16 protein-coding genes are annotated in these 24,233 nt (G+C 49.6%); 4 read left to right on the top strand and 12 right to left on the bottom strand.

Annotated features, from left to right (window positions below; all coding sequences use genetic code 11):
- Nucleotides 1-9 precede the first annotated feature (9 nt).
- The 3 genes from ABEW34_RS04360 to ABEW34_RS04350 all read right to left on the bottom strand — a co-directional run bounded on the left by ABEW34_RS04360 (nucleotide 10) and on the right by ABEW34_RS04350 (nucleotide 6,558).
- Nucleotides 10-972, bottom strand: coding sequence for an ABC transporter permease (locus ABEW34_RS04360; RefSeq protein ID WP_430155190.1), 963 nt, complete (start codon nucleotides 970-972; stop codon nucleotides 10-12).
- A 129-nt stretch (nucleotides 973-1,101) separates the two neighbouring features.
- Nucleotides 1,102-3,750 carry an endo-1,4-beta-xylanase gene (locus tag ABEW34_RS04355; protein ID WP_430155188.1) on the bottom strand — a complete coding sequence of 883 codons (2,649 nt, stop codon included), beginning with the start codon at nucleotides 3,748-3,750 and terminating at the stop codon, nucleotides 1,102-1,104.
- A 291-nt stretch (nucleotides 3,751-4,041) separates the two neighbouring features.
- Nucleotides 4,042-6,558 carry a GH39 family glycosyl hydrolase gene (locus tag ABEW34_RS04350; protein WP_430155186.1) on the bottom strand — a complete coding sequence of 839 codons (2,517 nt, stop codon included), beginning with the start codon at nucleotides 6,556-6,558 and terminating at the stop codon, nucleotides 4,042-4,044.
- A 197-nt stretch (nucleotides 6,559-6,755) separates the two neighbouring features.
- Between ABEW34_RS04350 and ABEW34_RS04345 the strand changes: the two genes are divergently transcribed.
- The gene (locus tag ABEW34_RS04345; RefSeq protein WP_430155185.1) at nucleotides 6,756-7,112 is read left to right on the top strand and encodes a DUF1304 domain-containing protein; all 357 of its coding nucleotides are present in this window, start codon (nucleotides 6,756-6,758) and stop codon (nucleotides 7,110-7,112) included.
- A 132-nt stretch (nucleotides 7,113-7,244) separates the two neighbouring features.
- Here the strand turns inward: ABEW34_RS04345 and ABEW34_RS04340 are convergent, their stop codons facing one another.
- Nucleotides 7,245-8,003 (bottom strand): MBL fold metallo-hydrolase, encoded by a 759-nt coding sequence (locus tag ABEW34_RS04340; protein WP_430155183.1) that lies wholly within the window; start codon nucleotides 8,001-8,003, stop codon nucleotides 7,245-7,247.
- Nucleotides 8,004-8,121: 118 nt separating this feature from the next.
- Here ABEW34_RS04340 and ABEW34_RS04335 point away from each other — a divergent pair, with 118 nt between their 5' ends.
- Nucleotides 8,122-8,535 carry an Lrp/AsnC family transcriptional regulator gene (locus tag ABEW34_RS04335; protein ID WP_430155182.1) on the top strand — a complete coding sequence of 138 codons (414 nt, stop codon included), beginning with the start codon at nucleotides 8,122-8,124 and terminating at the stop codon, nucleotides 8,533-8,535.
- A 131-nt stretch (nucleotides 8,536-8,666) separates the two neighbouring features.
- On the opposite strand, the gene ABEW34_RS04330 is transcribed toward ABEW34_RS04335, so the two are convergent.
- Complete coding sequence (locus ABEW34_RS04330) at nucleotides 8,667-9,728, bottom strand: NAD(P)-dependent alcohol dehydrogenase (protein WP_430155180.1); 1,062 nt, start codon at nucleotides 9,726-9,728, stop codon at nucleotides 8,667-8,669.
- Between the two features lie 215 nt (nucleotides 9,729-9,943).
- Here ABEW34_RS04330 and ABEW34_RS04325 point away from each other — a divergent pair, with 215 nt between their 5' ends.
- Together ABEW34_RS04325 and ABEW34_RS04320 are read left to right on the top strand one after the other, a co-directional pair.
- Nucleotides 9,944-10,336, top strand: coding sequence for a MerR family transcriptional regulator (locus tag ABEW34_RS04325; RefSeq protein ID WP_430155179.1), 393 nt, complete (start codon nucleotides 9,944-9,946; stop codon nucleotides 10,334-10,336).
- 214 nt (nucleotides 10,337-10,550) lie between these two features.
- On the top strand, nucleotides 10,551-11,720 hold the full coding sequence (locus ABEW34_RS04320; RefSeq protein ID WP_430155178.1) for an MFS transporter: 1,170 nt from the start codon (nucleotides 10,551-10,553) through the stop codon (nucleotides 11,718-11,720).
- Between the two features lie 90 nt (nucleotides 11,721-11,810).
- On the opposite strand, the gene ABEW34_RS04315 is transcribed toward ABEW34_RS04320, so the two are convergent.
- The 7 genes from ABEW34_RS04315 to ABEW34_RS04285 all read right to left on the bottom strand — a co-directional run bounded on the left by ABEW34_RS04315 (nucleotide 11,811) and on the right by ABEW34_RS04285 (nucleotide 24,225).
- The gene (locus tag ABEW34_RS04315; protein ID WP_430156158.1) at nucleotides 11,811-12,590 is read right to left on the bottom strand and encodes a squalene/phytoene synthase family protein; all 780 of its coding nucleotides are present in this window, start codon (nucleotides 12,588-12,590) and stop codon (nucleotides 11,811-11,813) included.
- A gap of 108 nt (nucleotides 12,591-12,698) precedes the next feature.
- Nucleotides 12,699-14,237, bottom strand: a complete 1,539-nt coding sequence (locus tag ABEW34_RS04310) for a stalk domain-containing protein (RefSeq protein WP_430155177.1) — start codon at nucleotides 14,235-14,237, stop codon at nucleotides 12,699-12,701.
- Nucleotides 14,238-14,262: 25 nt separating this feature from the next.
- Complete coding sequence (locus ABEW34_RS04305) at nucleotides 14,263-16,611, bottom strand: FecR family protein (protein WP_430155176.1); 2,349 nt, start codon at nucleotides 16,609-16,611, stop codon at nucleotides 14,263-14,265.
- Nucleotides 16,608-18,365 carry a CHASE2 domain-containing protein gene (locus ABEW34_RS04300; RefSeq protein WP_430155174.1) on the bottom strand — a complete coding sequence of 586 codons (1,758 nt, stop codon included), beginning with the start codon at nucleotides 18,363-18,365 and terminating at the stop codon, nucleotides 16,608-16,610. Before ABEW34_RS04300 ends, ABEW34_RS04305 begins: the two co-directional genes overlap by 4 nt.
- A gap of 386 nt (nucleotides 18,366-18,751) precedes the next feature.
- The gene (locus ABEW34_RS04295; RefSeq protein WP_430155173.1) at nucleotides 18,752-19,558 is read right to left on the bottom strand and encodes a hypothetical protein; all 807 of its coding nucleotides are present in this window, start codon (nucleotides 19,556-19,558) and stop codon (nucleotides 18,752-18,754) included.
- Between the two features lie 210 nt (nucleotides 19,559-19,768).
- Entirely contained in the window at nucleotides 19,769-22,966 is a 3,198-nt protein-coding gene (locus tag ABEW34_RS04290) for a glycosyltransferase (protein ID WP_430155171.1), read from the bottom strand.
- Nucleotides 22,966-24,225 (bottom strand): TRAFAC clade GTPase domain-containing protein, encoded by a 1,260-nt coding sequence (locus ABEW34_RS04285; protein WP_430155169.1) that lies wholly within the window; start codon nucleotides 24,223-24,225, stop codon nucleotides 22,966-22,968. The genes ABEW34_RS04290 and ABEW34_RS04285 overlap by 1 nt, the downstream gene beginning before the upstream one ends.
- Nucleotides 24,226-24,233: the final 8 nt, after the last annotated feature.

Raw genomic sequence — 24,233 nt, 5'->3', positions numbered from 1 at the left:
TCCTCCTCTTTAAAAAATGCGGTAATTGGCGAATTTGTATGCAGCCCGATAAGCTGCGACGATCAGTACGAAGCCAACGACTGATTTAAACAGCCCAACCGCAGCGGAGAATCCGAACTTGCCATCCACAATTCCGACGCGATACACGAAGGTATCAATAATATCGCCTTTATCAAACACCAATGCATTATACAGGTTGAAAATTTGATCGAAGCCCGCATTCAGAATGTTGCCTAGTGACAGCGTTCCTACTACGATCATAATCGGAATAAGCGATGGCAGTGTAATCGACCATGTTTGCTGCCATCTATTCGCGCCATCTACTTCCGCTGCTTCATACAGCGAAGGATTGATACCGGCAAGCGAGGCTAGAAAAATAATGGCGCCAAAGCCAAATTCCTTCCAAATATCACTGACAACAACGACGACGCGGAACCAGCTGCCTTCACCAAGGAAGAAAATCGGCTCGATGTGAAACACTGCACCCAAAAACTGATTGATCAGCCCCTTAGTTGAAAGCATGTCGATCAGTATGCCGCCCAAAATGACCCATGAGAGAAAATGCGGCAGGTAAACGAAGGTTTGCACGGTCCGTTTAAATGCCGCCTTTCGCACTTCATTTAATAGAAGAGCAAATACGAGCGGGGCAATCAGCCCGCCAACAACCTTCATACCGGCAATAATGAGCGTATTCCAGATGACCTGCATATTCTCTTTTGTGCTAAACAGATATTCGAAATGCTCAAGGCCAATCCACGATGATTTGGCAAAGCCGAGCCATGGCTTAAAGTCCTGAAAAGCAATGACAAGGCCACTCATCGGAATATAAGCAAAAACTAATGTTAAAATGACCGCCGGCAGCAGCAGTAAATCCAGCACAATTGTCCTTCTCCATCTCCCACTCCTGCCCGAACCCGGAAGCAATGGTGCGCTTGCTGTTTTTTCTACTGCCTGAGTACTTGAATGCTTCATATTTGCGCTCCCCTTCTGTTCAAAATCCTTACTACAAACGATGTAAATTAACGTCTGTACTCAGTATAAGGACAAAAGGTTTGCGCCTATATGATAAAAGAGTGGCTCTTATAACAAATTATTAATATTTCATTCCGGCCATACAAACGTTAAAATGCCAAATTTTGACGTATTTCTCCACGTTTCATTCGTCGGATCATTCCATTTTGCGTTGCTGTTTTGTCCAGTCCCCTTATCATCATTCACCTGCAAATCAAGACCTATTGCAGATCCAGGAATTGGCTGAAGGCTGTTGAATTTAATTTTCACCTCAACGTTATAGCCTATATCCGTGCGGGTTACCGCGCTTTCCAGCCGTGATGGCGCAGCCCCTCCGCCAAACGTTGCTGCATTATCGGCATTCACACGGAACTGCACATCATCATATTGATAAAAGGCCGTCCGCTGATGGTTTTCATCTATAAAAATTTCTACCGAGTCCTGATCCCAAGGGTTCAGCCCGTTCGTTAATATAATCGGGTCCTCCACCTCAATAAACAAATACAGGCTGTCGTTCGACCACATGGAGCGCGCAACTGCAGTCGCCCCTCCAGGTTGATTCAAAACGTCCAGCTGGAACGGTGCTGCTTGGTCCCAAGCCGCCTCCATGATACCGTCAATTTGCGCTTCACCCTTAACCGACTCTGCGGTTTTCGGCATGCTGTCCAGCTGAATGATACCGAACTTGCTCGGATCATCCTGCTGGCTAAGTGTACTGTCATTCCAATAAATCGTTTGCTCTCCATTAGCTGAAGCCTCATCCGTTATCCGAATATCAAATCCAACATCAGCATTCAATGCCGCTTGGACAATTTCCCAAGGGATAGAAGCCTCTATGCTGTAGCCTTCGGGTATTTCTCTCGTCTTGGAGATGATTCCATTCGGCGCTGGTCCGAATCGTTTGAGCGTAATATGGCGGTCATCCTGCTCATATACGCTGGACTTAGCATTATTTTCATCCATAAACAGCTCAATTCTATCATTTGCATGATAGGTCACATCTTTTACATTCACCAAAACATGCAGATAATCCTCATCCCACAGTGTACGGAACGTGCCAGATAGCGAATGGCTCCCTTTCAGCTTACTCAAAACCGCATGACTCCACTCTTTTGCCAGCACAGTACCTGCCGTCGGTGTTCCTGCGAGTGAAGCGACACGATTCGTCTGCACGGGCAGCAGAGACGGATCAATCAGCCCCCAATAGGCTTGCTTCGCTTGCAGCTTGCCGTCAAACAGCATCGCTTGATTGTTGTAGGATTTCTCATCCTGAAGCCCCCAAAGCGTCACGGAAGAAATGTGCGCCTTGTACTCTTTATACAGCTCAAACAGCTCCTTGTAGCGGTGCGCCTGCTTGACCGCGATATCATTCGGCATCGTCTGACCAAACGGAATGCCGCTGTCGACATCCAGCTCAGTAATTTGAATATCCAGCCCCAAATCGATAAACATATTGAGCGTTTTCTCAATCTCTTCGATTGGCGGCGAGTCCAGACCATAGTGGGATTGCAGGCCTACACCGTCGATCAGCCCTTTCTCCTTCAATCCTTTTACAAGCTCATACATATACGCTCGTTTTTCGGGGACCTCTGTAAAATATTCGTTATAATATAGCTTCGCATCGGGATCGGCCGCACGAGCAAACTCAAATGCCTTCTCGACATAATCAGGACCGATTTGCGTGTAAAATGGGCTGATCCGCATGCCGTTCTCATCGCCGCCGTTGTCGGCAATCGCTTCGTTAACAACGTCCCATGCATCAACCTTACCCTTATAGCGTGTCATTACGGTTTCGATATAGCTTTGAATGCGGTCAAGCAGCAGCTCTCTGCTTGCTGGCTGCCCCGCACTATCCTTCAGCATCCATTCTGCAGCGTCAATATGCCAGAGAAGCGCATGCCCCCGGATCTGCATATGATTGTCCTCCGCGAACTGGACGTAGCGATCCGCTGCTTGAAATACATATTGACCTTCGGCTGGCGAAATAAATTTAGGCTTCATTTCATAGGTTGCCGTCAAGCTGTTGAAATGCTTTTTGAGCAGCTCCCCATAAGCGCCCTCCATCTGCCACGTATACACCGCTGCGCCGATCGGAAAATCATCCTCGAAATGCTCCTTCAGCTCAGGAATTTGCTCTTCTATGACAAGCGGCGCAGCTCCCTTAATCGTAAAATTATCGACATAAAAAGACAGCGTATCCACTGTATCCTCCGATATATAAGGCGTCTCAATGAACAGGTTCAGCTCTGCCGGATTGTCGCTGTATTGGAACTGTCCCTTTAATTCGTGCCACTGCTGCCAATTTGCTTTCTCGATGACTACCGAATCGAGCGCATTCCAGCTCTCCGCACCCGCATTTTTATAAGCAGTCATTTGCAGCGTCTTGTTCTCCGTCGGCTCCTCCTTCAAGCGAACATATGCTTTAAATTCATATTCCTCATTGCGTTCAAGCACATTAACGAGCTCAAGCATCGGCCCATAATAAGAGCGCTCCCGCTGCTCAACCAGCATACTATAAGTGCTATCGTTTGCCGTTTGGTTTGAAACCGTCAGCAGCTCCCCGCCGATCCGAGGCTTCCAGCCCTGCAGGGTTGCATCCTCAAAGTCTGACCCAAAAACCATTGTAGACTCTTCCTCAGCATAAGTGACGGTCGGCGAAGTAAACGCTGTTGACGCGAGTAATGAAAATACAAGTACAATAGGTGCGAATTTACTGGTGTATCTTCCTGTGTACAACATGAAACGATCTCCTCCTCATTTCGATTGGTTAATTTTAATGAAAGCGTATACATTATCCGGATGACCTATACGCTTCATAACCGAACACTTGCATTATAGAGCATTTGGGTGATGCTTCCATATAACAAATTGGTAATTAAAATAATAAAATGTAAACATGTAGAAATTTTTTTGAAAAATATCGATCTGCTGCATCAAAAATGCCCCGCCACCAATCTTGCAATCGGTAGCGAGGCATTTGAATAAAAGAAGGGACAGCCCTGTTCCCAGCTGTCCCTTCTTACCGTATCCTTAGGCTTGCGTCCATTCTCGCTTGAGCTCCAGCAGCCTCACCTCATGAGGGGCAAGAAGAAATTTCAGTGTCAAAGCATCCCCTGCCATCTCGGTACCCCTATACTGCTTCGGCACACTGATCTGGTTCAAATAGTCAATATCGGGTTGCATCAGCCCGGCGGGCGCTCCCATCCGCAGCCATTCATCATAAGAGCTGCCCGATTCCCGGTTAATCGTATGCCTGTGAATGCGATAAGCTCCCGGCTCTAGCCCCTCAAGCTGTACGGTCAGCTCCAGCTGATCGTTATGATTAAATACGGCATAGCGATTATGCGACTGTATGCCCGAAATATCATTTTTAAGATACATCTGGTCGAAATGAGCGTAATGGAACAGCAGCAGCTGGTACGTGCCATCCTTCGACATCGTCAGGCAATATCCATCGCCGCGGTCAAGCAGCTTGCCACCCAGCTTGGCAAGTAGCTCGTAGGCATAAAAAGCAGCCTTTTTGATCCCATTATTTGTGATTAGTCCAAGTCCGCCATGGAATGTCTCCTGCGGCAGCGGCAGCTCCTCCAATAAATCCGTAACTATCCAGTAGCCCAGACTGTTAATTTCATCGAGCGTTTCCACGACGTTTTTGGCAATGTATGCCGCTTTGAAGCAGGTATCATTCGTCAGCTCCCGATGATGGGGCGTGGCATTCCATTCCGTCACATGCAGCTCGGAGCCTGACCAGCCCAGCTCCAGCAGCTTGCGCTTCATCTTGCCTAGCATTTGGGTAACGTAATCTTCGCCCGCGTAGCTGAAATCGCTCATCTGGACTCCACCATTATCCTCGTCTTCTTCAATCTGATATTCGAACGGATACAAATGAAACGTCAGAAAATCCGGCAAGCATGCCCGCTCCGTACAAAAAGCCAAATACCTTTCCATCCAGCGGCCCCGATATACAAGTGTATCCCCCTGTACGCACGGGCCTCCGATTTGCGCCTGCGGAAACACCCGCTTGATCGCCTTGAAGCTCGCTTCATAAAGCTCCAGAAACTGGTTGAACGTATTCGGCCAGAACAGCCCGCCGTCCGGCTCGTTCCAAGACTCAAAGCGCCAGCTGCTCACCTCTTCGCTGCCATACCGATCTAGCAAATGCTGGATGAAGGCTTCCAGCATTGCAGTCCAATGCCCCATTTCATTAGGCATGCTCATATAGCTTTTTTTATGCAGGAAAAACTTCGACTTGTCTGCAAAATCGCCCGGCATAAAGTCTAGCTCGAAGAAGGGACGAAGCCCGATGCTCCTGAAAAAATCGACCACCTGATCTACATAGCCAAAGCTGAATAAAGGCTTGCCGTCCGGTCCCAGCCGCGCCACCATCATTTCGTCATCGAAGATGCCGTGGAAGCGAATGTATTGAAAGCCAATGGACTGCTGCACCATCCGCAAATGCTGCTGAACGGGAGCAAACAACGCTTCCTTCGCCTTGCCAATGGTACATAGGTTGCGCCAAGTGTGCTTGAGCGTCCGGCCGCTGCCAGAGGCGCGGATTTGTACGGACCGGCAGATGGAGCCTTGATCAGCAGAGACAATCGTTCCGGCATTTGCTTCCGTTGGCAAATATTTAAACAAGCTGGTGTAGGCATTTTCCCGGTCAAAAGCCAAGTAATTGTCGCTGGAAGGCTCGGACAATCCCGCCTCAGGCAAATGCTGCCCGCGATGGCCGCGATATTCCGTCGGCGTCATTTGGTAGACCGCTTTGAAAGCCTTATGGAAAGCTTTCAAATTAGGAAAGCCGCTGTCCAAAGCGATTTTAATAATCGGCTCCTGTGTCGTGAGCATCGCTTTGACCGCATGCTCCAGCCGAATGCGCGTAATATAAGTGCGGAACGTCACACCCATGCTTTTCTGAAAGAAGCTGGATAAATAAGAGACTGAGAAATTTTCACGCTCGGCCAGCTCATTCAGCGTCAGCGGACGATTGAAATTCTCCTGAATGAACTCATTCAGGTGGAGGAGCCGCGCCATCGTTCGGCGATTGATCGGATATTCCCGCGTTTCCTGCGTGCTTCTGAATTTACGCAGCAGCAAATAAATCAGCTCCAGCAGCAGGGAACGGACTTTGATTTCATAACCATATCCGGCTTTATTATAATTCCACATAATGGTGGACAGCAGCGTACGCACCTCAATAAACTTCTGCTGATCGCCTTGAGCATGCAAGCAGGAATTGCACTCAAAGGCAATCTGCTCCGTGTCCACCCCTTGCTCGCGAAGAAAAGAATCCGGAATTTGCAGCGCCAGCAGCAGATTTTCCTGATCCGAATGTATCGTATGAATGTCATTGCTATTAATAAGGATAATATCCTCTTCATTAAGCACGAAAGGCTTGCCTTGTACAGCAATGATTGCCTTGCCCTTAAGCACGAACAGCAGCTCCATGCTGTCATGCCAATGATTCGGGACGTATCTGACGTTATGAAAAAAAATATGCAGCGGAAGCTCATGATCCGTCTGAATGATTTCATAAGTATGATCCATCTATGTCCTAACCGCCTCGTCCAATTGACCTTTTGCTATGTATACTCAACGTATCACCTGATAACATGACTGTCAAATCCAGTATTGAGAAGATAGCGCAAAAGCATAGACTATGCTTGATTGTCGAAGAGGTTAGGAGTAAAATGAGTAGGGATATTTTTTTCCAATATTTGAGTTTATTTCAGGAGGGTATCATTATGTTAGCTGCTATATTCGTTGCCCTTGTGGCTGCAGAGCATTTGTACATATTGGCAATGGAAATGTTTTTGTGGACGAAACCTCGGACGCGCAAAACATTCAATTTGACGCCTGAGTTTGCCGAGCAAACCAAGTCGCTTGCCGCCAATCAAGGATTATATAACGGGTTTCTGGCCGCTGGCCTGATTTGGGGCCTTGTGCATCCGAATGCCGATTTCGGTTATCAAATCCAGCTGTTTTTCCTCATTTGCGTACTCGTTGCTGCTTTGTTCGGCGGTCTAACCGCCAAACGTTCCATTCTGGTTATGCAGGGGCTGCCTGCGCTAATTGCGCTGCTGCTTGTACTGTTTACCTAGAGCGAGCGGGCTTCTCAGCAACATCGTCCAGCTTTTGCACCAGCAGCCCAGCGAATGCAACTGAAAAAAAATCTCCAGCTTCGCTATAACAGCGACAGGTTGGAGATTTTTTTATGTTCATAGGCAGCATGATTAACTATTAATCGTTTCGCCGTCCTCTGGCACAAGGATTACGCTGCTGAGCCCTTTGCCTGCTGCATATTCGCGCAGTTCCGGTCTGGACAGCATGCAATGATTGACCGCCTCCATATGGGAGGAAATGATGACCGCCTGCGGTGCCGCGAGATGGGCAGCATATATATCTTCCTTCGTCATCAGGATGGGATCACCTTGCAAAAAGCGGGCCGCGCCGCCATTCACGACGATGACTGACGGTTCGTATTTCTCGATCGCCACTTGCGTCTCCTCGCACCAAATCGTGTCGCCCGCCACATAAAGCGTCTGCTCCTGCGCATGCTGAAACACAATACCCGACACCTCGCCCATCTGCTCGCCGATTTCTCCTGTGCCATGCTTGCCATATGTTCGGCTGAGGCTCACTTCCCCAAGCTGCGCCGATGGCGTAAACAGCTGTACCTGCTCAAAGCCTTTTTCACGAATGGCTGCCGCATCCTGCTCATTTTGGGCAAAAATCAGCATATCCTTCGGCAGCAGCTCAATCGCCGCCTGATCAAAATGATCAATATGCAAATGTGTGACAATGACCGCATCTACAGGGAGCAGCTGCTCCACTGGAAAGGGCAGCTCGACCGTTGGATTTGACTGCTCCTGGTTAGCTGTATTGGGGATGGGCGGATAAGTGCCCTTTGGCGCCAAAAAAGGATCGATCAAAAAACGTAGGCCACCATAGTTTATTTTCAAAGTTGCATTGCGAACTTGAGTAATTTGCATATGCTGCTCCTCCTTTATTGTTGCTCTTTAATAGGTTACTATCTAAGGAATGGCATGAACATAGAACAAAACACTTAAATCGCAGCAAATACTTGATTTTTGAAAGAGGTTGTCGCTTATGCTGGATCATACAGATAAACGCATTATTGAAGAGCTGTCGAAAAACGGCCGCATCTCGATGAAGGAGCTTGGCCAGCTCGTTCATTTGACCGGTCAGGCCGCTGCAAACCGTGTCAGCCGACTGGAGGAAGTGGGATTTATCGAGGGATATACGATTCGTTTCAATCAAGAGAAGGCTGGGCTTGCGGTTCATGCTTTCATCCACGTTTACATACGTGGGCTTCATCATGGCCCTTATTTGGCTTTTGTACAGCAGCAGACGGCCATCCTCCATCATTACAAAACAAGCGGGGAAACCTGCTACATGATGGAATGCCGCTTCCCCTCCAATGCTGCGCTCGACTCATTTCTCACTGACCTGAACGAGCATGCCAATTACAAGCTGTCGATCGTTATTAATCAGACGCTTTAAGCGTATTGTTAGTTCGGAGACCAACCGCATACCCGTGTAGTCAAATACAATGCATTAACTTAGAAAACTAGCAAAAAGCCCTTATTTTGAACAAACTTTGTTCAAAACAAGGGCTTTTTATTAGTTGCAAGCTACAAAGTAGAGATATCAATAACGAATCGATAGCGCACATCACTTTTGAGAACACGTTCATACGCTTCGTCCACTTGGTCTGCACGGATTACTTCAATCATTGGAGCAACGCCATGTTCAGCTGCGAAATCGAGCATTTCCTGAGTTTCACGAATTCCGCCAACGAGGGAACCGGCAATGCTGCGGCGGCCCATAATTAATGAAAACACTTGATACTTATCTGGTTCAGCCGGTGCACCAACATTTACAAGTGTTCCATCAATGCGAAGCAGAGATAAATACGCATCAACATCCAGATTTGCCGAGACGGTGTTTAAGATTAGATCAAAGCGACCTGCTAATTGGGCAAATGTAGCAGGGTCACTTGTCGCAAAGTAATGATCGGCGCCAAATGCCAATGCTTCCTCTTTCTTATGATTAGAGCGGCTCAATACGGTAACTTCAGCACCCATAGCATGAGCAAATTGGATCGCTACGTGTCCAAGTCCTCCCATTCCCAAAATGGCAACCTTCTTGCCTGGGCCAGCTTTCCAGTGCTTCAAGGGAGAAAATGTAGTAATGCCTGCACATAATAGCGGGCTTGCCACATCCATATCCAGACCGTCTGGTATGCGGACAACGAACCCTTCGGTTACAACGATTTTTTGGCTATATCCACCGTATGTTGGATTTCCATCGTAGTCTAGCCCATTATAGGTATTGACAACACCTTTCGTACAATATTGCTCCTCACCACTGAGGCAATATTCACATTCTCCGCAGGAGTCAACAAAGCAGCCAACGCCAACGCGATCACCCACGACATATTTGGTCACTTTTGTTCCTACTGCTTCTACGACTCCGGCAATTTCGTGACCAGGAACCATTGGGAAGATTCCACCGCCCCATTCACCGAATGCACTATGAATATCAGAGTGGCAAATGCCGCTAAACTTAATATCTATCAGGATATCGTGGGGCCGTAATTCTCTACGCTCAATAGTAGTCTTTTCAAACGGTGCCCTTGCATTTGAGACATTTAGAACATGTGTCATAGTCCTATTATTATCAATATTACACATAAGCGATCACACCATCCTTTCCTACACATCCACTTGTTTTTCATGCCTTTAAAATTCACAAGACCAGCTTAATCCTTAAAGTCGACTTTAAAGCAAGGGTTTTCCCGTAAATTCTTTTTCGTTAACTAAACGGGTTGCATTAAAGTGCACTTTAAGGTCTATAATAAAACGAAAGAAATCGATCACCACTATTCGTAAAAATGATGGAGGATACAATGGCATTTTATATTAAAGAAGCAGCTGAGAAGGTAAACTTGCCTACGCATACACTCCGCTATTATGAACAAGAAGGACTTTTGCCTTTTATAAAAAGAGACGAGCATGGAAATCGCATTTTTGACGACAACGATTTGTTATGGCTAGATCTGATTGTATGTTTACGGAAGACGGATATCCCTCTTTCCGAATTGCGTGCGATTGTGGAATTAACAAAAGCAGGAGACAGCACAGCCTCAGAACGCAAACAGATATTGGAAAAACATAAACAGAAAATGATGGAGAAACAACGAGACTTGGATAACGCTTTTATAAAAATAAAAGAGAAACTAGGGTTCTACGATGAAATAGAAAAGAAATACAACAAAGAAAACATGCCATTCAAAGCTTAATGAAGAGCTGCCTTAATACGATTTTGGTTGTAAAAAAGCCGTTTGCCCAATTATGTTGGGAAACGGCTTTTTCCTATATAAAGTTGGGATATGAACCGTAACCTAGTCTGGTATCGCAGCTTTAATTTTATAATGTCGCTTGACTTAAAGTCGACTTTAAACGTTATTATGGCCTTGTTTAGTAAATAGAGAACAAAGGCAGGAGATATTTTTGATGGATAAAAGAAATCGTTTCTTTATATTTATATTGACCATAGGTGTTTTCGGCATCTTAAATACGGAAATGGGTATCGTGGGGATATTGCCTCTAATTGCTGATCACTTTCATGTCAGTGTATCCAAAGCAGGGCTGCTGGTGAGTCTGTTCGCCCTTGCTGTTGCCATATCGGGACCCACTATGCCGTTATTGTTTTCGGGCATCAATCGCAGGAAGGCCATGCTGCTGGTACTGGGTATTTTTGTTCTAGGCAACCTTGTCTCCATATTCGCTTCAAACTTTGCCGTTCTAATCATTGCGCGTGTGATTCCAGCCTTTTTTCATCCCGTATATATCACAATAGCTTTGACAGCAGCAGCTGCCTCCGTTAGCAAGGAAGACGCTCCAAAAGCTACTTCCAAAGTATTTATGGGAGTAACGGGAGGGCTAATACTCGGTGCGCCTATCTCTAGTCTGATTGCTAGTACAACTTCACTCGAGATGGCGATGTTGTTTTTTACGATCGTAAATGCGATAGCGTTTATTGCTATATTTCTATTTGTACCCTCAATGCCCGTTAAGGAAAAACTCTCATATGGCTCTCAAATACGTATATTAAAAAGATCAATTATTTGGCTATCCATCGTTGGGGTTATTTTTATGAATGCAGCGATGTATGGAGTTAGCAGCTACCTTGCGGTGTACCTTGAGACCATCACGAATGTACCTGCGAAAACGAGCAGTTTCATGTTATTCATATTCGGTGGTGCAAGTATAATAGGAAACATCGTCGCAGGAAAGCTGCTTACTAAAAACGCCTTGAAATCTGTAGCCTCTTTTTCATTCCTATTGGCAGCCGTTTATATCCTATTGCTGTTATTGGGACAGTTCACTGTACCTATGGCTTTCGTTCTTTTTGTTTTTGGAATAGTAGTGGCTTTAGGCAATAATATTAGCCAATATTGGATTACATCTGCCGCTCCGGAAGCTCCTGAATTTTCAAATGGATTGTTTTTAACAGCTGGCAACTTAGGGGTAACAGCCGGGACGTCTATAGGAGGATTATTTATTTCGGGAATGGGTACACAATACGTCGTATTAGGTGGATTCCTATTTTTGATAATGAGTGTAATATTAATTTTAACGAGAGCATACCTGCATAGACCTGCAAAACAACTTTTCTCATAAACAATGAATATAAAAACAGCCCGCAAACAGAAGACTTTTCACAAAAGTCATTCTGCTTGCGGGCTGTTTTTTTCCTGGCAGGCAATGGGGCTAGTTCAATCGGTTAACCAGCTTGAGCACCGCATCGCGCGTCAGCTTGTTGCCCCCAGCAGCAATGAGGTTCACGGTAGCATGAGCCAGCGTAAGCGGGATTTTACAGAAGTTGAGCGCAGGACCCTTCTTCAGCTCGGCAATATACGCATCCGCAACCTTCAGATTGCGGCGCGTATACGCCAGCATTTCCTTCGGTCCCCAGCCATCCGGGTAAAAGTCCACGCCCCGCTCCAAATCCTCATCGCGGTTGCGAAGAATATTGACGGCTTGCAGCCCACGGCCAAAAGCAACTGCCTTCACCGTATCCGACTTCGTTCCATCAAACCATAACCAGATTTCCGACAGCATCTCGCCTACCATCCCAGCTACGCTGTATGTATAACGGTCGAGATCCTCCTCCGTATGGATATGCCAGCCTTTCTCCACCCATTCTGCCATTTGCTTCGACATCATCGCAATATAGCGATAGATGGTGCGGGCAACAGTCGACGGACACAGCTCCGCCCATTCATTTACCCGCATAGATACAGCTGGCAATACATCCTTATAGGGAGACAATAGCTTCTGTGTGGCTTCTGTTACATCAGGAGACTGGAAAGCTTCTTCCATTCCGAGGAGCAGCTTGACTTTCAATTGGTCTGAGATGTCGTTATGATCCTCTATTTCATCAATAGCCCGCATACACAGATATGCAGCTGCTACAGCTTCCTTCAAGCTGGGTTCCAAACGGCTGATAGGAATATAGAAAGTCCGGCTTGTTTGCTGCAGCATGGTCATAGCATCATTAAGGACGACGTTAGTAATGAGTGTTCCCTCCAAAAGTAGCTTCACATTTCTTATAATCATATCATACGACGCTTAACTTCCCAAATAAAAACCGTCCTATTATTGCCCGCTATCTAGGACAACAGCTCGATATTCGATATCATAGACGGCAAGGAATGGCGTTAAGCCCTCCAAGTGGCTGACCTCGATATAAAGCACGCCTTTCGTTATAACCACTTTGCCCTCGGAATCTGGCTTAAGGCTTAGCGACCAGTCGCCTTTATGCAGCTCAGCGGTTTTCGTTGCGGCATGCCAATCCAGCCCAGCACCCCATGCTGAAAAGACGCTTCGCACCGGGATATACACCTTTTTCCCGCTTGTGTAAGGCGCAGGACCGCTGGTCAGCTGCTTGCCATCCAGCCAAAGCTGTACAGCTGCTCCCGCAGGCTTCAAATCAACGCCGGACAGCAGCTCCTCCGCATTTCGAACAGGCTGCAATTGAGCCGGATTAACCGCCAGCGCCTTCACATTGCCATTGGGCGGATCGGAAATATACAGCTTTCCTGAGCGATAAAAGAGTCCCGAAGGCTGATTGAATTGGGCCTGATCGGCTGGGCCGATTAGGTCACCTGCAGCACTTTTCCCAGCCAGCGTTGCAACCCGGCCATTCGCCGTCACGGCGCGAATCCGGTGATTGAGGCTGTCCGCTACGAACAGGACTCCACCCTCATAAGCAAGCCCCCGCGGTCGGTTGAAGCGCGCATCAGCAGCAGCCCCATTTTGATAGCCTCCCGTCCGATAGCCGGTCAAAGGATCGACCGCCGTCTTTTGGCCAGCAAGCGTCATAACCTCTCCTTTATCTATTATCCTAATTACATGGTTTCCACTATCCGCGATAAAAAGACGCCCGGTTTCATCAAAAGCAAGCCCGGTAGGCTCATTAAAACGCGCCTTCGCTGCTGCCCCGTCTACGTAATCTCCCGTCTCCCCTGACGGTGCTTGTCCAGCAAATGTGGATACAGTGCCCTCTGGCGTAACCCGCCGAATAACATGATTAAGCGTATCGGCCACATAAACGTTGCCCTCGGCATCAACCGCAATACCCGTTGGCGAGTTAAAACGCGCCGTACCCTGCTCGCCATCTGCATAGCCAGCTTCACCGTTGCCCGCCAGCGTCGTCAGCTTGCCGCCCGCAAATTTGCGAACAACATGATTGTCTGTATCGCTAATGTACACATTTCCTTTCGCATCCGTGGCAGCAAAAGAAGGCGTGCGGAACGCAGCTGCTGCCGCTTCCCCATCCACATACCCCGCTGCTCCGCCGCCGGCGGCAGCACTAAGCTTGCCCGCAGCACCGTTCCAGCGGCCGATGCTATTGCTGCCCGCACTCACTACGAGCAGCTCATCCCCGCTCGCTGCTGCCGTCACGCCCCATGGCTGCTTCAAGCCTTGCAGCTCATAGGTTACAGCCGCAGCGGCTGCCGCAACCACTACCGAAGTTGAACCACTGACTGCCGCGGCTGGCCATTTCACTGCCATTACAGCTGCTCCTGTTTGCCCACCCGCTGCTGCCTCAGCGGCCGCAGCTGCTCCTCCTTGCGGCAGCTGCGATGTGATCAGCAGCGCGCTGAAGGCTAGCAGCATTCCTTTTTTGTTCATTGGATTTTCTCTCCCTATGAGTCCATTATAATGGTTTCGGCAAAATCAAAATTTCAATGAGGGCTGAGCTTACTTCTTGCCCATTTTGCATAATAAGAACTTCAACGAAATAGCTTCCCACGTCCAAGCGGTTATAGAAGGCTTCTGTTAGCGTTATCGTAGGGCCTCTACCCGGCTCCTGCGCTATCGTATAATCCGCTGCATCCACGATTTTCGATCCAATCTCCGAGCCGCTATATAAGCGGACCTCCCCTAAGTCATCACCCAACGTATTAATTCGAGTAACTGGGGGCTGAGGCATACTGCTGCCTCTGACATGCTTCACGTATCCCGGGCTGTAAGATACGGCAAATAAAGTGCCCTCAGGCGTTTGAAGCATATCCGGCTGAGCTTTATCCTTTTCTGGATTTTTCAAGCTGTTTCCGGCAATCGTTATTAAAATCCCTGTGCCTCGCGGGACACCTTCAGCCAAATGGATCGACAGCTCCCGGCCCGATATTTCGACATATTCAAGCGGCAGCTTCCTGCTTAGTGCTCCTTGCTCGTCATAAATCCAGAACTCTACTTGCTGTGCGAGTCCTTGATCGGGAAAAGCCTGCTCATTGTAAATAATCGCCGTCGTGAAGGGCAGCACAAACGTATGGTCATCTTTAATATAAAGGTCTCGATCGCTATTGAAGGCCTCCTCGTCAAAATAAGGCAGGTCGCGCGAGTCCTCCACCGTTATGTTCATGGTCAGATCAGCCACTTCTGTGCCGTCCAAATCCAGCTTAACCGTCAGCGTATAAGGCGCTGCTGCTGCATCCAAAGTTTCTAGCCATTCAGGATCAAACGTGAAGGTGAAATGATTTTCTCCTCCCATTTGCATGTAATACGCCACCTCGGAATCAAAAGCTACCGGTCCGCCTTCTTCGTTCTCCAAAGTCATCGTCAAATTGGCATTGCTATAGCCGAGATGATAGACGAGAATATCGTCCATTACAGGCGTTTCAATCAATTTTTGAACATATCGAAGGTCCGTTTGGCTAAGTGCTGGTTTAAAATCAATATCATTGCCATCCCGGCCAAGCTCGGTAAAGTCCACCTGTACTTCGTCCGTTTGAGCGTTTTTCAAATAATCGCCGCGTACAGAAATATACAGTCTGGAATTGAGCGGAAGCTCATTAGCTAATTTTATAACCAAATTTTTGCCGTCTAGCGTTGCGCTCTCGACTTCCCAGAAAAATTCCGGATTATTAATCGCAAAAATAACGCCGTCCAAAAGCGTCCGATCCGGATCATCCTCCTGCTCATTAAAGGCAAGCAGCGTCGTGAACGGAACGACGATTGTCGTGCTATTTATGAAATAATGATTGGGATTGCCGTAAAAAGCGGCTGTGTCCACCTCAGGAGCCCCAGCATACACGACTGGCGTCGGTGTTGGTGGCACTGTTTCTGTCGGCGTTTCTGTTGGTACTGGTGTTGGCGTTACATCCGGTGTTGCGGTAGGCGTTGGTGTGGCTTCTGATGTTGGCGTCACGGCAGGTGTCGGCGTGCTTCCGTCCGAACCAGAACCGCTGCTTCCTCCACTGCTCGCTGGTACGCTAGAAGCGGGCTGAACATATACGATAGTCGGCTTGTTGAAAGGCTTCCCTTCCGCCTCTGCCGCCTTATCCTGCTCTGCTTGCTTTTGCTTCACCAGCTCGCCTATTTGCTGCTTAAGCGCCGCATTCACTTCGGTACCGGCCGCTTGCTCCAGCTCCTCCAACAGCTTCTCCAGCGCGACGAGCGGCAGATCGCCCAGCACCAGCGTTCCTTTCGAGCCTTCACCTGCTTGATTCAGCTTGATTTGCTCATTTGCCAAAAGGGCTGCGATTCGCTCGCCAGCCTCTCCGGTGACGCTTACGACACCTTCAAGCACGCCGACATAGCTGCTATCCTGCTCATATGAAACAGCGAATTTAGTGCCCATAACGCCCATTGTCGCTGTTGGTGTCTCGATTTCGAAGCGGGAATCGCCAGTGAGCTTCTTTTTCACCTGAATAATAACTGAACCGTTCTGAAGCGTCAGCTTCGTCTTGCCGCCAAGCGCGCTGGCGCTTTTGACCAGCTGGCTGATCAGCAGCGTCGTGTTCGCTCCAATCGTCACTTCCTTATCGCTGTCGAGATCCATGCTGACTTTGCCGTTGCTTCCTGTCTTAATCGTATCTCCCTGCGTAATCGCCATGCCCTTGAACGCACTGAAGCTTTTTGTGCCGCCGCCCTTCTTCACCTCGGCTTTACCCGAAACAGACGTCAGCTTGCCGATTTTATCGGTATCCTTCGCCCATGCAGCTGTAGGCAGCGCCGCATAACACACAACTAACAACATAAGCAGCCATTTGAAGCTTCTCATTTTAATCCCTCCAATTCATAAATGTGAATGCCCTGCTCCTTGCCCTTGACCTTTATTTCTCCAAGCGATTCTGCAAAAATGCGATCCTTGACCGCCTCATACGTCGACTCGCTAAGCACAATTTGTCCCGGCTTTGCATGGCTCTCCAGCCTGGCAGCCGTATTGACCGTATCGCCAATTGCCGTGTAGTCCATCCGCGTCTTGGAGCCGATGTTGCCGAAAACCGCAGGCCCCGTATGGATGCCGATTCCGAATTTCACGCCAAAGCCGAAGCGCTCGGTGAGCTTCTTCTCAAGCTCCACTGAGCCCTGCTTCATCGCCCATGCGGCGCGGACCGCTTTCATCGGATGGTCGTCCAGCAGCAGCGGCGCGTTGAAGATCGCCATCGTCGCATCGCCAATAAACTTGTCCAGCGTCCCCTCCTGCTCAAAAATGCAGCTGGCGGTCAAATCCAAATACTCATTCAAAATTTCGACGATCTCCTCCGGCTCCGCCTTCTCCGACAGCGGCGTAAAGCCGCGAATATCGACGAACAGCACCGTCAGGACGCGCCTGCTTCCGCCGAGCTTCAGGCCGTCCTCGCCGTTTTTCAAAATTTGGCTGACGACCTGCGGCGCCACATACCGGCCAAAAATATCCGTCACCCGCCGCCGCTCCACCAGCTCGCTTACATAGTTGAAAATGACGACCGCTAGACAGCTGGCTGCCAGCAGCGGCACCACATAACCAAGCGACAGCAAAATGCCTTGCCCGTATAAATAACGTCCGCCTGCGATAAATACGGCGATAAGCACCGCTACCGACAGAAAAGACAGCAGCATATTGAGCTTGCGGAATAAATAATAGGCCAGCACTGCGGCCACGAGCAGCATGAGCGCATTCCATTTCCAATCCAGCTCCCGTTTAAAATCCTGCTCCATAAGCTGCTGAAGGATATTCGCATGAATTTCAACGCCGTTCATCGCCTGCTTAGCGTTCATTGGCGTCAGATAATCATCGTTAAATCCGACAGCGTAAGGGCCAATCAAGACGATTTTATTGGTAAAATAGTCCGCCGGAACGTCGCCGCTCAGCACGGCCGAATAAGAAATCGTCTCATACTGATCGGGACCGCCCGTATAGGCGATAGGGTAACGCTCAAAGCCGTCGAGCGGCAGCTTGGACGCATCGGCCTCCTTGCCTAAACGCTGCATGTACAGCTTGTAAATTTCCCATGAAAAACTGTCTATTTGCTGGCCATCTTTATGAAAAGAATACAGCGCCTTGCGAACGACCCGATCGGAATCGGTTATCGTGTTAATATGACCAGTCGCTGCGGCAGCCTCCTTCAAGCCTTCGAACGGCTCGGAAAGCGCCTCCGCTTCAATCGCGCCTAAGCGCGCAGAGTCGGGGAAGGTACCGTAGACAGGCAGAACGACATTGCCTGCTCTCCCAACCGCATCGACAAACTCGCTGTCCGACTCCTCATCCGAGCTCGTCGCAAAAGTTACATCAAACGCAATGACCTCCGGCTTGCCCTCGCTTAGCGTATCTACCAGCTGCGCATGCGCACTGCGGCTCCACGGCCAGGTGCCGAGATCCTCCAAGCTTTGATCATCGACAGCTACAATGACGATTTGTGTATCAACCGGGCTTTCCCGCTGCATCACATGGTCTTGGAAATAAAATTCAGCCTGTGAGAACGTCCCCCGATATAGACACAGCAAAGCTAGCGCTGTCAGGACAGCCATAACATGCTTAAGCTTGATCTTCAATTGTGTTTCCCCTCTCAAGGCTGGCTAATTGACTGACTATGCGAGCAACGGCAGCCGCTTCTATCTCTGTCTCTTTTATCGTTTTAAATCTCTTGCTTTTATGTAAAATTATCCTGTCTTTCATTATAATTCAGAATTCGCCGCTTAGGCATGATCTGGCGCAAACTTTAGGAAAAAATATTAGCATTTACCCTAAAAACACAAGAATAGCCGGCTGACGACGTCCTCTGGCGGAAAAAGCTCGTTTCGCGGTGAAATATAAATCAATTATAAGCTCAAACTTATACATTTATATATATCAAAAAAGACCCCTGTCTACACAAGGGCCCTGCAAAGCTGCTGATAAGTCGCTCATTTAGGCTGCTTTTTTCATAAAAAGCCTGCTTCTATTTCTCTTTCGCGCGATCGGGATATATCCCATCCAAAATAGCGTCGACACTAAGAGGAAGATCTTCTCCCTTTAAGTACACGCCCTCCTTGATCGAATAAGCCAGCATTTCCTTTATATTCTCCACGTACTCTTCCTCATTCGTTGCAAGAAATGGCAGCACGCCATAAAATGACAGCTCGGCAATGATCGCATCTCTCTCCTCTGCCAGCGGCTCAACATATTGGCGTGCCTCCATGGTTTTCGGCTCGCTGCTTGTTGCCAATAGCAATTGCGCTTCCGGCAGCAAAGCAAGCAGCTCGGCAGACAGCTTTTTGGAGGACAAGTCTTCCTTACGCTTAACCTCTGCGGCTATTTGCCGAAACTGGACCCGCAATGCGGCAAGCCGCTCTATGTGAGCACGAATGTCTGCAATCTCAAACTGGGCCTTGTTTCTTTCCATCGCGTCGTCCTCATTGTAAGGATGCATGTCTTCTGCCTCAGAAAAAAGCCGCTGCGCCTCAGAAAGGTCGCCCTCCTTAAGCGCCTTGTCCCCTTGCCTGATCAAATCATTAGCCTGGTCTATAATGCCTGCAATCTCTTGTACTTTTCGCTTGGTCTCCTCGTGCTCTGGGTCAAGCTTCAGAATTCTTCCATAGACCAACTCAGCTGATTCAAAATCCTTGCGCTCATACGCCGCATCGGCTACTTGCATAAACTCTCCAATTTGCTGCTGTTTAAACCTGTCCTCACAAGCTGTCAGCATCAACAGACTTAGGACGGCAACGAGCACAGCCATCATACGGCCTCTTTTCCAATTCCCCACTATCTTTTCATCCTTTCTCCATATTCCTATGAGGTATATCGGATGAAGCTCGAAAAATCTTGAATCAAGCGTTGTACTGCTGTAACGCAAACAGGCATCTTTCGCCATCAATATGGCAGGAAAGATACCTGTTTGTGTTACAGCAAGCTTCGCCTAGGTTAACCGCCTCTTACATATAGGTCAACGACTTGACGATGCTGCTTATGAAGGCTAGTTGGTCGAGCTTGGGACTGCGCTAGAGCTAGGACTGCCATTAGCGCCTGTGTCCGCAGCTTCATCCGCTAAAGGCGGGATTAGCGTATATTCCATGCTGCCTACCTTCAGTTTGCTCGCTGCAAGCAGCTCCACATCCTCGCCTAAATCAATAACGACGCGGTTCGGATAATCGCTCGGGTTGGGCTGAGCTACGCTGCCAGCAGAATTTGGCTCGTTAGTTGCTGTTACATCGGGGCTTGCACTGCTTCCACCGCTGGCAGCTGCATTGTCGCTGGCGCCAGCACTTGCATCCGGCGATGGCGATGCGTCGCCCGGACTTGCAGATGCCGCATCTACCGTCCCAGCGGCTGCATTTTCTACATTGCCCGTATTGCCTGCCGCTGCATCGCTGGTTGCTGTAGGAGTGGGCGATGCGCTATCACTTGGGCTCGCGGAAGCATCGCTTTCATCCGTACCTGCTCCCGGAGTTGCCGCAGGGGCCGCCGTGCAGCTAGGAATGAACGTGAGGCCGCTGTATTCCTTGGTTTCTCTATCTGCTGCGACAACAGCCACCGTCTCTGGTGAAAAGGCGCTGCATATCGCAGCATCCGTGAAGCGGAACACGAGTGTCGTCGTTTGCTTGCCGTCAACGCCTTCCTGCTTCGCCGCATACACGAGTGTATCCGGAATCGCCACTCCTGGAGTGGTCAAGCCTGGACCACCGGTCGCTTCTGGAAGATTGGCCCCTTCTTCAGACTTATCCCCGCCACCAAGCGCAAGCAAGCCGCCAATGCCCACCATTAGAATGGCAAAAGCAATAATGATGGAGAAGAGGAACGGTTTGCGATTTTGCCGGAACAGCTTCGCCAGAGGCGAAGACAGATCCCCTCTCACCTGCTTGTAGACAGCTTGCAGCCTCGGGCCCGCCTTGGAAAAATACTGATTCCGATTCGCCCGGCTCTTGAAAGCATCGCGATCATGCTGCCTGAAATAATTCGTAATGGCGGTTGCATACGCAGGCACGAAGCCTCGCGGCCGCATAAAATCCTCATGGCGCTCCGACCATGCGAAAAATTGATAAACGAGCTCTTTTTCCCCCGCGCTCTTGCGCAGCGTATCCAGCAGCCCTGCATAATCAATCGTCTCCATGTCTGAGCTGCGATAGAAGGCCAGCACGAGCTGCTCAAACCGCTCGGCTTTCATTTCCGAATCGACCGTCAGCATCCAGCGCCGTCCAAGCTGCTGGACGCGGTCGATTTCGACCGGAGACAGCTTTGTGAACAGGCTTGCCTTCGGCAGCGGCTTGAAAAACCAATCGTAAGCCGCTTTAATAATAAGCGCTGTCGACTTCTGCCTGGGATCAGTCAATTGCGCGTTCCACTGCTCGAGCCGATCCGCCTTCTCCAGAAAGCTGCCTTTGAGCAGCTCACGCTGCGACAGCCGGTCCAAATCAAGCTCCGTCAGCAGCGTCCGGTAAGCGACAAGCTCCAGCTCAAACAGCCGGACCCCAATTCCCGCCGTCAAATGGTTCGTCTTCACACGGCCCTCGTCGCTGTCGAAAGCGGAAGAGCTAAGCTTGTCCAGCTGCTCATGCACTTGCTGGAACACCTGCACAGGCTGCGCCTCATCCATCAGCTTATCCTTAAGCTGCTGCCTGAAGAGCTTGTGAACGAGATCATTATCGAGAATAGCAGGGAATTCTTTGCCCCATTTGCCCATGAAAATAATAATATCCTTCGCCGACCTTGTATCCCGCAGCTTGCCGTCCAGAAACGGGAGCAGCAGCCGTTCGAGCAGTGCTCCGTTCGCCAGCATTTTGCTGACAAAGTCCTTCAGCAGCAGCGGCTCGGCTTCCAAGGCTCCATAGTAGGCAGCCATCGCTTCCGCCTGGCTCTGCTGCTGTGCAGCGAGCAGGGAGCGGATAAAGAAATCGACGATTTTGCCGCCATTATATTTGCTGTCGATGTGGTAATAATCCTTGAAGCTTTCCGCAATGAACGGCTCAGGCACACGGCCGTCACGCACCGCATCAAACTCATAATCGAAGCGGGACAAAAATAAATCATTCATCCGCATGCGCTGTGTAAGCGCTCCAGCTGGCTGCAAATACTCCAGCATCCCGCGCAGCACGGCGCTTTTATGCCTTTCGTACAGCTCGTCGCTGCCTTCCTCGACTTGGAACATAACGCTTAGCTCATGGTAAGAACCGAGCGCCAGGAGCCGCTCCTGCCCCATTCCATGAAGCATCTCCTCAGCAAACTGATAGAAACGCTCGGCACGGTCCGGCTCGTCCATAACGCTCCAAGCAAAATCCAAATAAGGATGCTCACCCTTATCCAAATCGACATTCAGGAAACGATCATTAACAAAATCAAAGGTGTAGTCCTTATCCGTATTGCGGTCGCCCGCCCGCAGGCTCCCCTTCTCAACGAAGGTGAGATGAATCCCTTTGCGGCTTTGCGGCTCTTTGGAAAACGTCATGAAGCCCAGCTGCTTGCGGAATGCATAAGGCAAGCTCGCATACAGCACCGCCAGCAGCGTCTTCGCTTGCTCCGGCAGCTGCTGGACAAGCACATTCAGCGCCACATATACCTTCTTGCGTCCGCCAACGGATGCCATAACGGCGAACAGCAGCTGCTTGAAGCGCTGCTCGCTAATGTTCAGCGCAGCGAGCGCCGCCCGTTGATTGGCAAAGCCCGCAAGTCCAGCACCGCCGCCAGTAGAGCTAGCGGCTCCAGCCTCGCGAGGCGCCCAAGCGCCGCCCGCTGCTTGCGGCAGTTCCGCCAAATCGGGCAGCTCCATGCCTTTCTCAATATCGTAGCTGTCCACGAAGGCAGCACCGAGGAAAGCTCTATAGCTATCTGGATCAGCATCCGCGATCACAGCAGGAATGACGTAGTTGTGCGTGAAGAAGGCGCTGCGCAGCCCCGTAAAGTCAACGGCTTGATAGATGCTGCGGCCGACAACCGCCTCGCCGCTCTCCAGCCGCAGCACATACGCTGTTTCTGGATAAGCGGCGCCATCCTTCTCGCCGCTTGCGGCCAGCTCAGCTGGAGCGTCATAGACGCAAAGCGGATGCAGCTGCTTTTTCACAAACTGCTGATCCAGCCCTTCGGACTTGGCTACCGTGTCATAACCTTCCGTCGCCCGAAATATGCCGCGGCGCTCCCGCGTATACAACTGCTGGCCAATAGTAGAGGTAGAATGCTTCACTATTCTCTTCTCCCCTCTATATAACCCAGCTTATACAGCAGCCATATAAATGGCTCATCAACGCGGATCGGGCTGACGACCGTCTCCATCTTCTGATTGACCGGATTGCTGCCAAGCGCTGATACCGCATAATAGGCCGTATCCTTAAAGTAAACGTCCATCGTCCCTTTAAACGGGCGGTCAACCTTCTCGATAAAGCGCCGCATTTCGCCATCAATGTTCTCAAACTCGGTTAAATTGAAATAATTGCGGTGCACCATATTGTGAAAAATGTTGCTGTTCGACTTAATATATTCGCCTTCCTCATCCTTGAGCGCGTGCAGCATGTCGCTCTTCGTCAAGACGACGGCGGTTGGAATATCCGTCTTGCTGTTGTCCTGATACGCGATGAAATCCTTGAACATCGTCAGCACGACATCCCTTGGCTCATCATATTGCGGAGCCCACTCGCCCGGCTTGTCGCCGTGGTTAATGCGCAGCTTCTCGCGGATAGAGCGGATTTGCAGCGGATCGACCATGAATAAAATGCCGGAGGAGTTTTTAATGTGCTGCCCATGCAGCCCCAAATAATCCTCCTCGACCATGCCCTCGCCCGCCACATCAAAAAACACAAGCGTCAGCGGCGGCTTGGACTCGTCACGGAAGACGAATTGAAAAATAAACGGCTCCTGCATTTTTTCCTTCTGCGTGGAAGCCAGCAGATCGCCGCGACCAAACAGCGGCTCCTCATAGTTCGTGCGGAACTTGCGGCTGATCTCCGCCGTAAGCGGCATGCACGCCGCGTTAAAATGATCGGCGGTCGTATTTTGCAGCGTATGTATGAGCGCTGTCATATACACCGATTTGCCGACCTGGGAAGCGCCAATAATCGAAATAATATTGCTCGGCACCTTGCCGGATGTCACCGGCAGCTCGTTATGGCATTTCGGACACAGCCTTCTGCGCGTCAGCTCGCCGTAGCGGTCGTTCAAGCCGATCAGCACCTCGCCTGCATACAGATGCTTCTCCTCCGGCACATCCTCAGGGTGAATAATCGCCTCAATATCGTGAACGGAATCCAGGCCAAAGCGCTCTCTGTACCGATTCAGCTGCTCATCCTCGCCCAGCGCATAATCCTCATCGTCCTCGCGGCTGTGCGTGGCGCGAAATACGACTTCTTCCGGCGCAAACTTGCTGAAGCAAAATGGGCATACAATATCATAGGAGCCTTGAAGCAGCTCTGCTTGCGGTTTTCTTTTTAAAAAGTCAAAAAAGCCCATGTCTTATC

It is taken from the genome of Paenibacillus algorifonticola (assembly GCF_050481745.1).
In the GTDB taxonomy this organism is placed as follows: domain Bacteria; phylum Bacillota; class Bacilli; order Paenibacillales; family Paenibacillaceae; genus Pristimantibacillus; species Pristimantibacillus algorifonticola_A.
The sequence above is the reverse complement of the archived record's forward strand: the minus strand, read 5'-3'. Positions and strand labels throughout refer to the sequence as shown.

What these genes read in the sequence shown, in the direction of transcription:
- ABEW34_RS04340 (WP_430155183.1), bottom strand. Translation starts at nt 8,003, where the DNA reads ATGCAAATTACTCAAGTTCGCAATGCAACTTTGAAAATAAACTATGGT.
- ABEW34_RS04325 (WP_430155179.1), top strand. Translation starts at nt 9,944, where the DNA reads ATGGCATTTTATATTAAAGAAGCAGCTGAGAAGGTAAACTTGCCTACG.
- ABEW34_RS04330 (WP_430155180.1), bottom strand. Translation starts at nt 9,728, where the DNA reads ATGTGTAATATTGATAATAATAGGACTATGACACATGTTCTAAATGTC.
- ABEW34_RS04315 (WP_430156158.1), bottom strand. Translation starts at nt 12,590, where the DNA reads ATGACCATGCTGCAGCAAACAAGCCGGACTTTCTATATTCCTATCAGC.
- ABEW34_RS04335 (WP_430155182.1), top strand. Translation starts at nt 8,122, where the DNA reads ATGCTGGATCATACAGATAAACGCATTATTGAAGAGCTGTCGAAAAAC.
- ABEW34_RS04355 (WP_430155188.1), bottom strand. Translation starts at nt 3,750, where the DNA reads ATGTTGTACACAGGAAGATACACCAGTAAATTCGCACCTATTGTACTT.
- ABEW34_RS04350 (WP_430155186.1), bottom strand. Translation starts at nt 6,558, where the DNA reads ATGGATCATACTTATGAAATCATTCAGACGGATCATGAGCTTCCGCTG.
- ABEW34_RS04305 (WP_430155176.1), bottom strand. Translation starts at nt 16,611, where the DNA reads ATGAGAAGCTTCAAATGGCTGCTTATGTTGTTAGTTGTGTGTTATGCG.
- ABEW34_RS04285 (WP_430155169.1), bottom strand. Translation starts at nt 24,225, where the DNA reads ATGGGCTTTTTTGACTTTTTAAAAAGAAAACCGCAAGCAGAGCTGCTT.
- ABEW34_RS04310 (WP_430155177.1), bottom strand. Translation starts at nt 14,237, where the DNA reads ATGAACAAAAAAGGAATGCTGCTAGCCTTCAGCGCGCTGCTGATCACA.
- ABEW34_RS04360 (WP_430155190.1), bottom strand. Translation starts at nt 972, where the DNA reads ATGAAGCATTCAAGTACTCAGGCAGTAGAAAAAACAGCAAGCGCACCA.
- ABEW34_RS04345 (WP_430155185.1), top strand. Translation starts at nt 6,756, where the DNA reads ATGTTAGCTGCTATATTCGTTGCCCTTGTGGCTGCAGAGCATTTGTAC.
- ABEW34_RS04320 (WP_430155178.1), top strand. Translation starts at nt 10,551, where the DNA reads ATGGATAAAAGAAATCGTTTCTTTATATTTATATTGACCATAGGTGTT.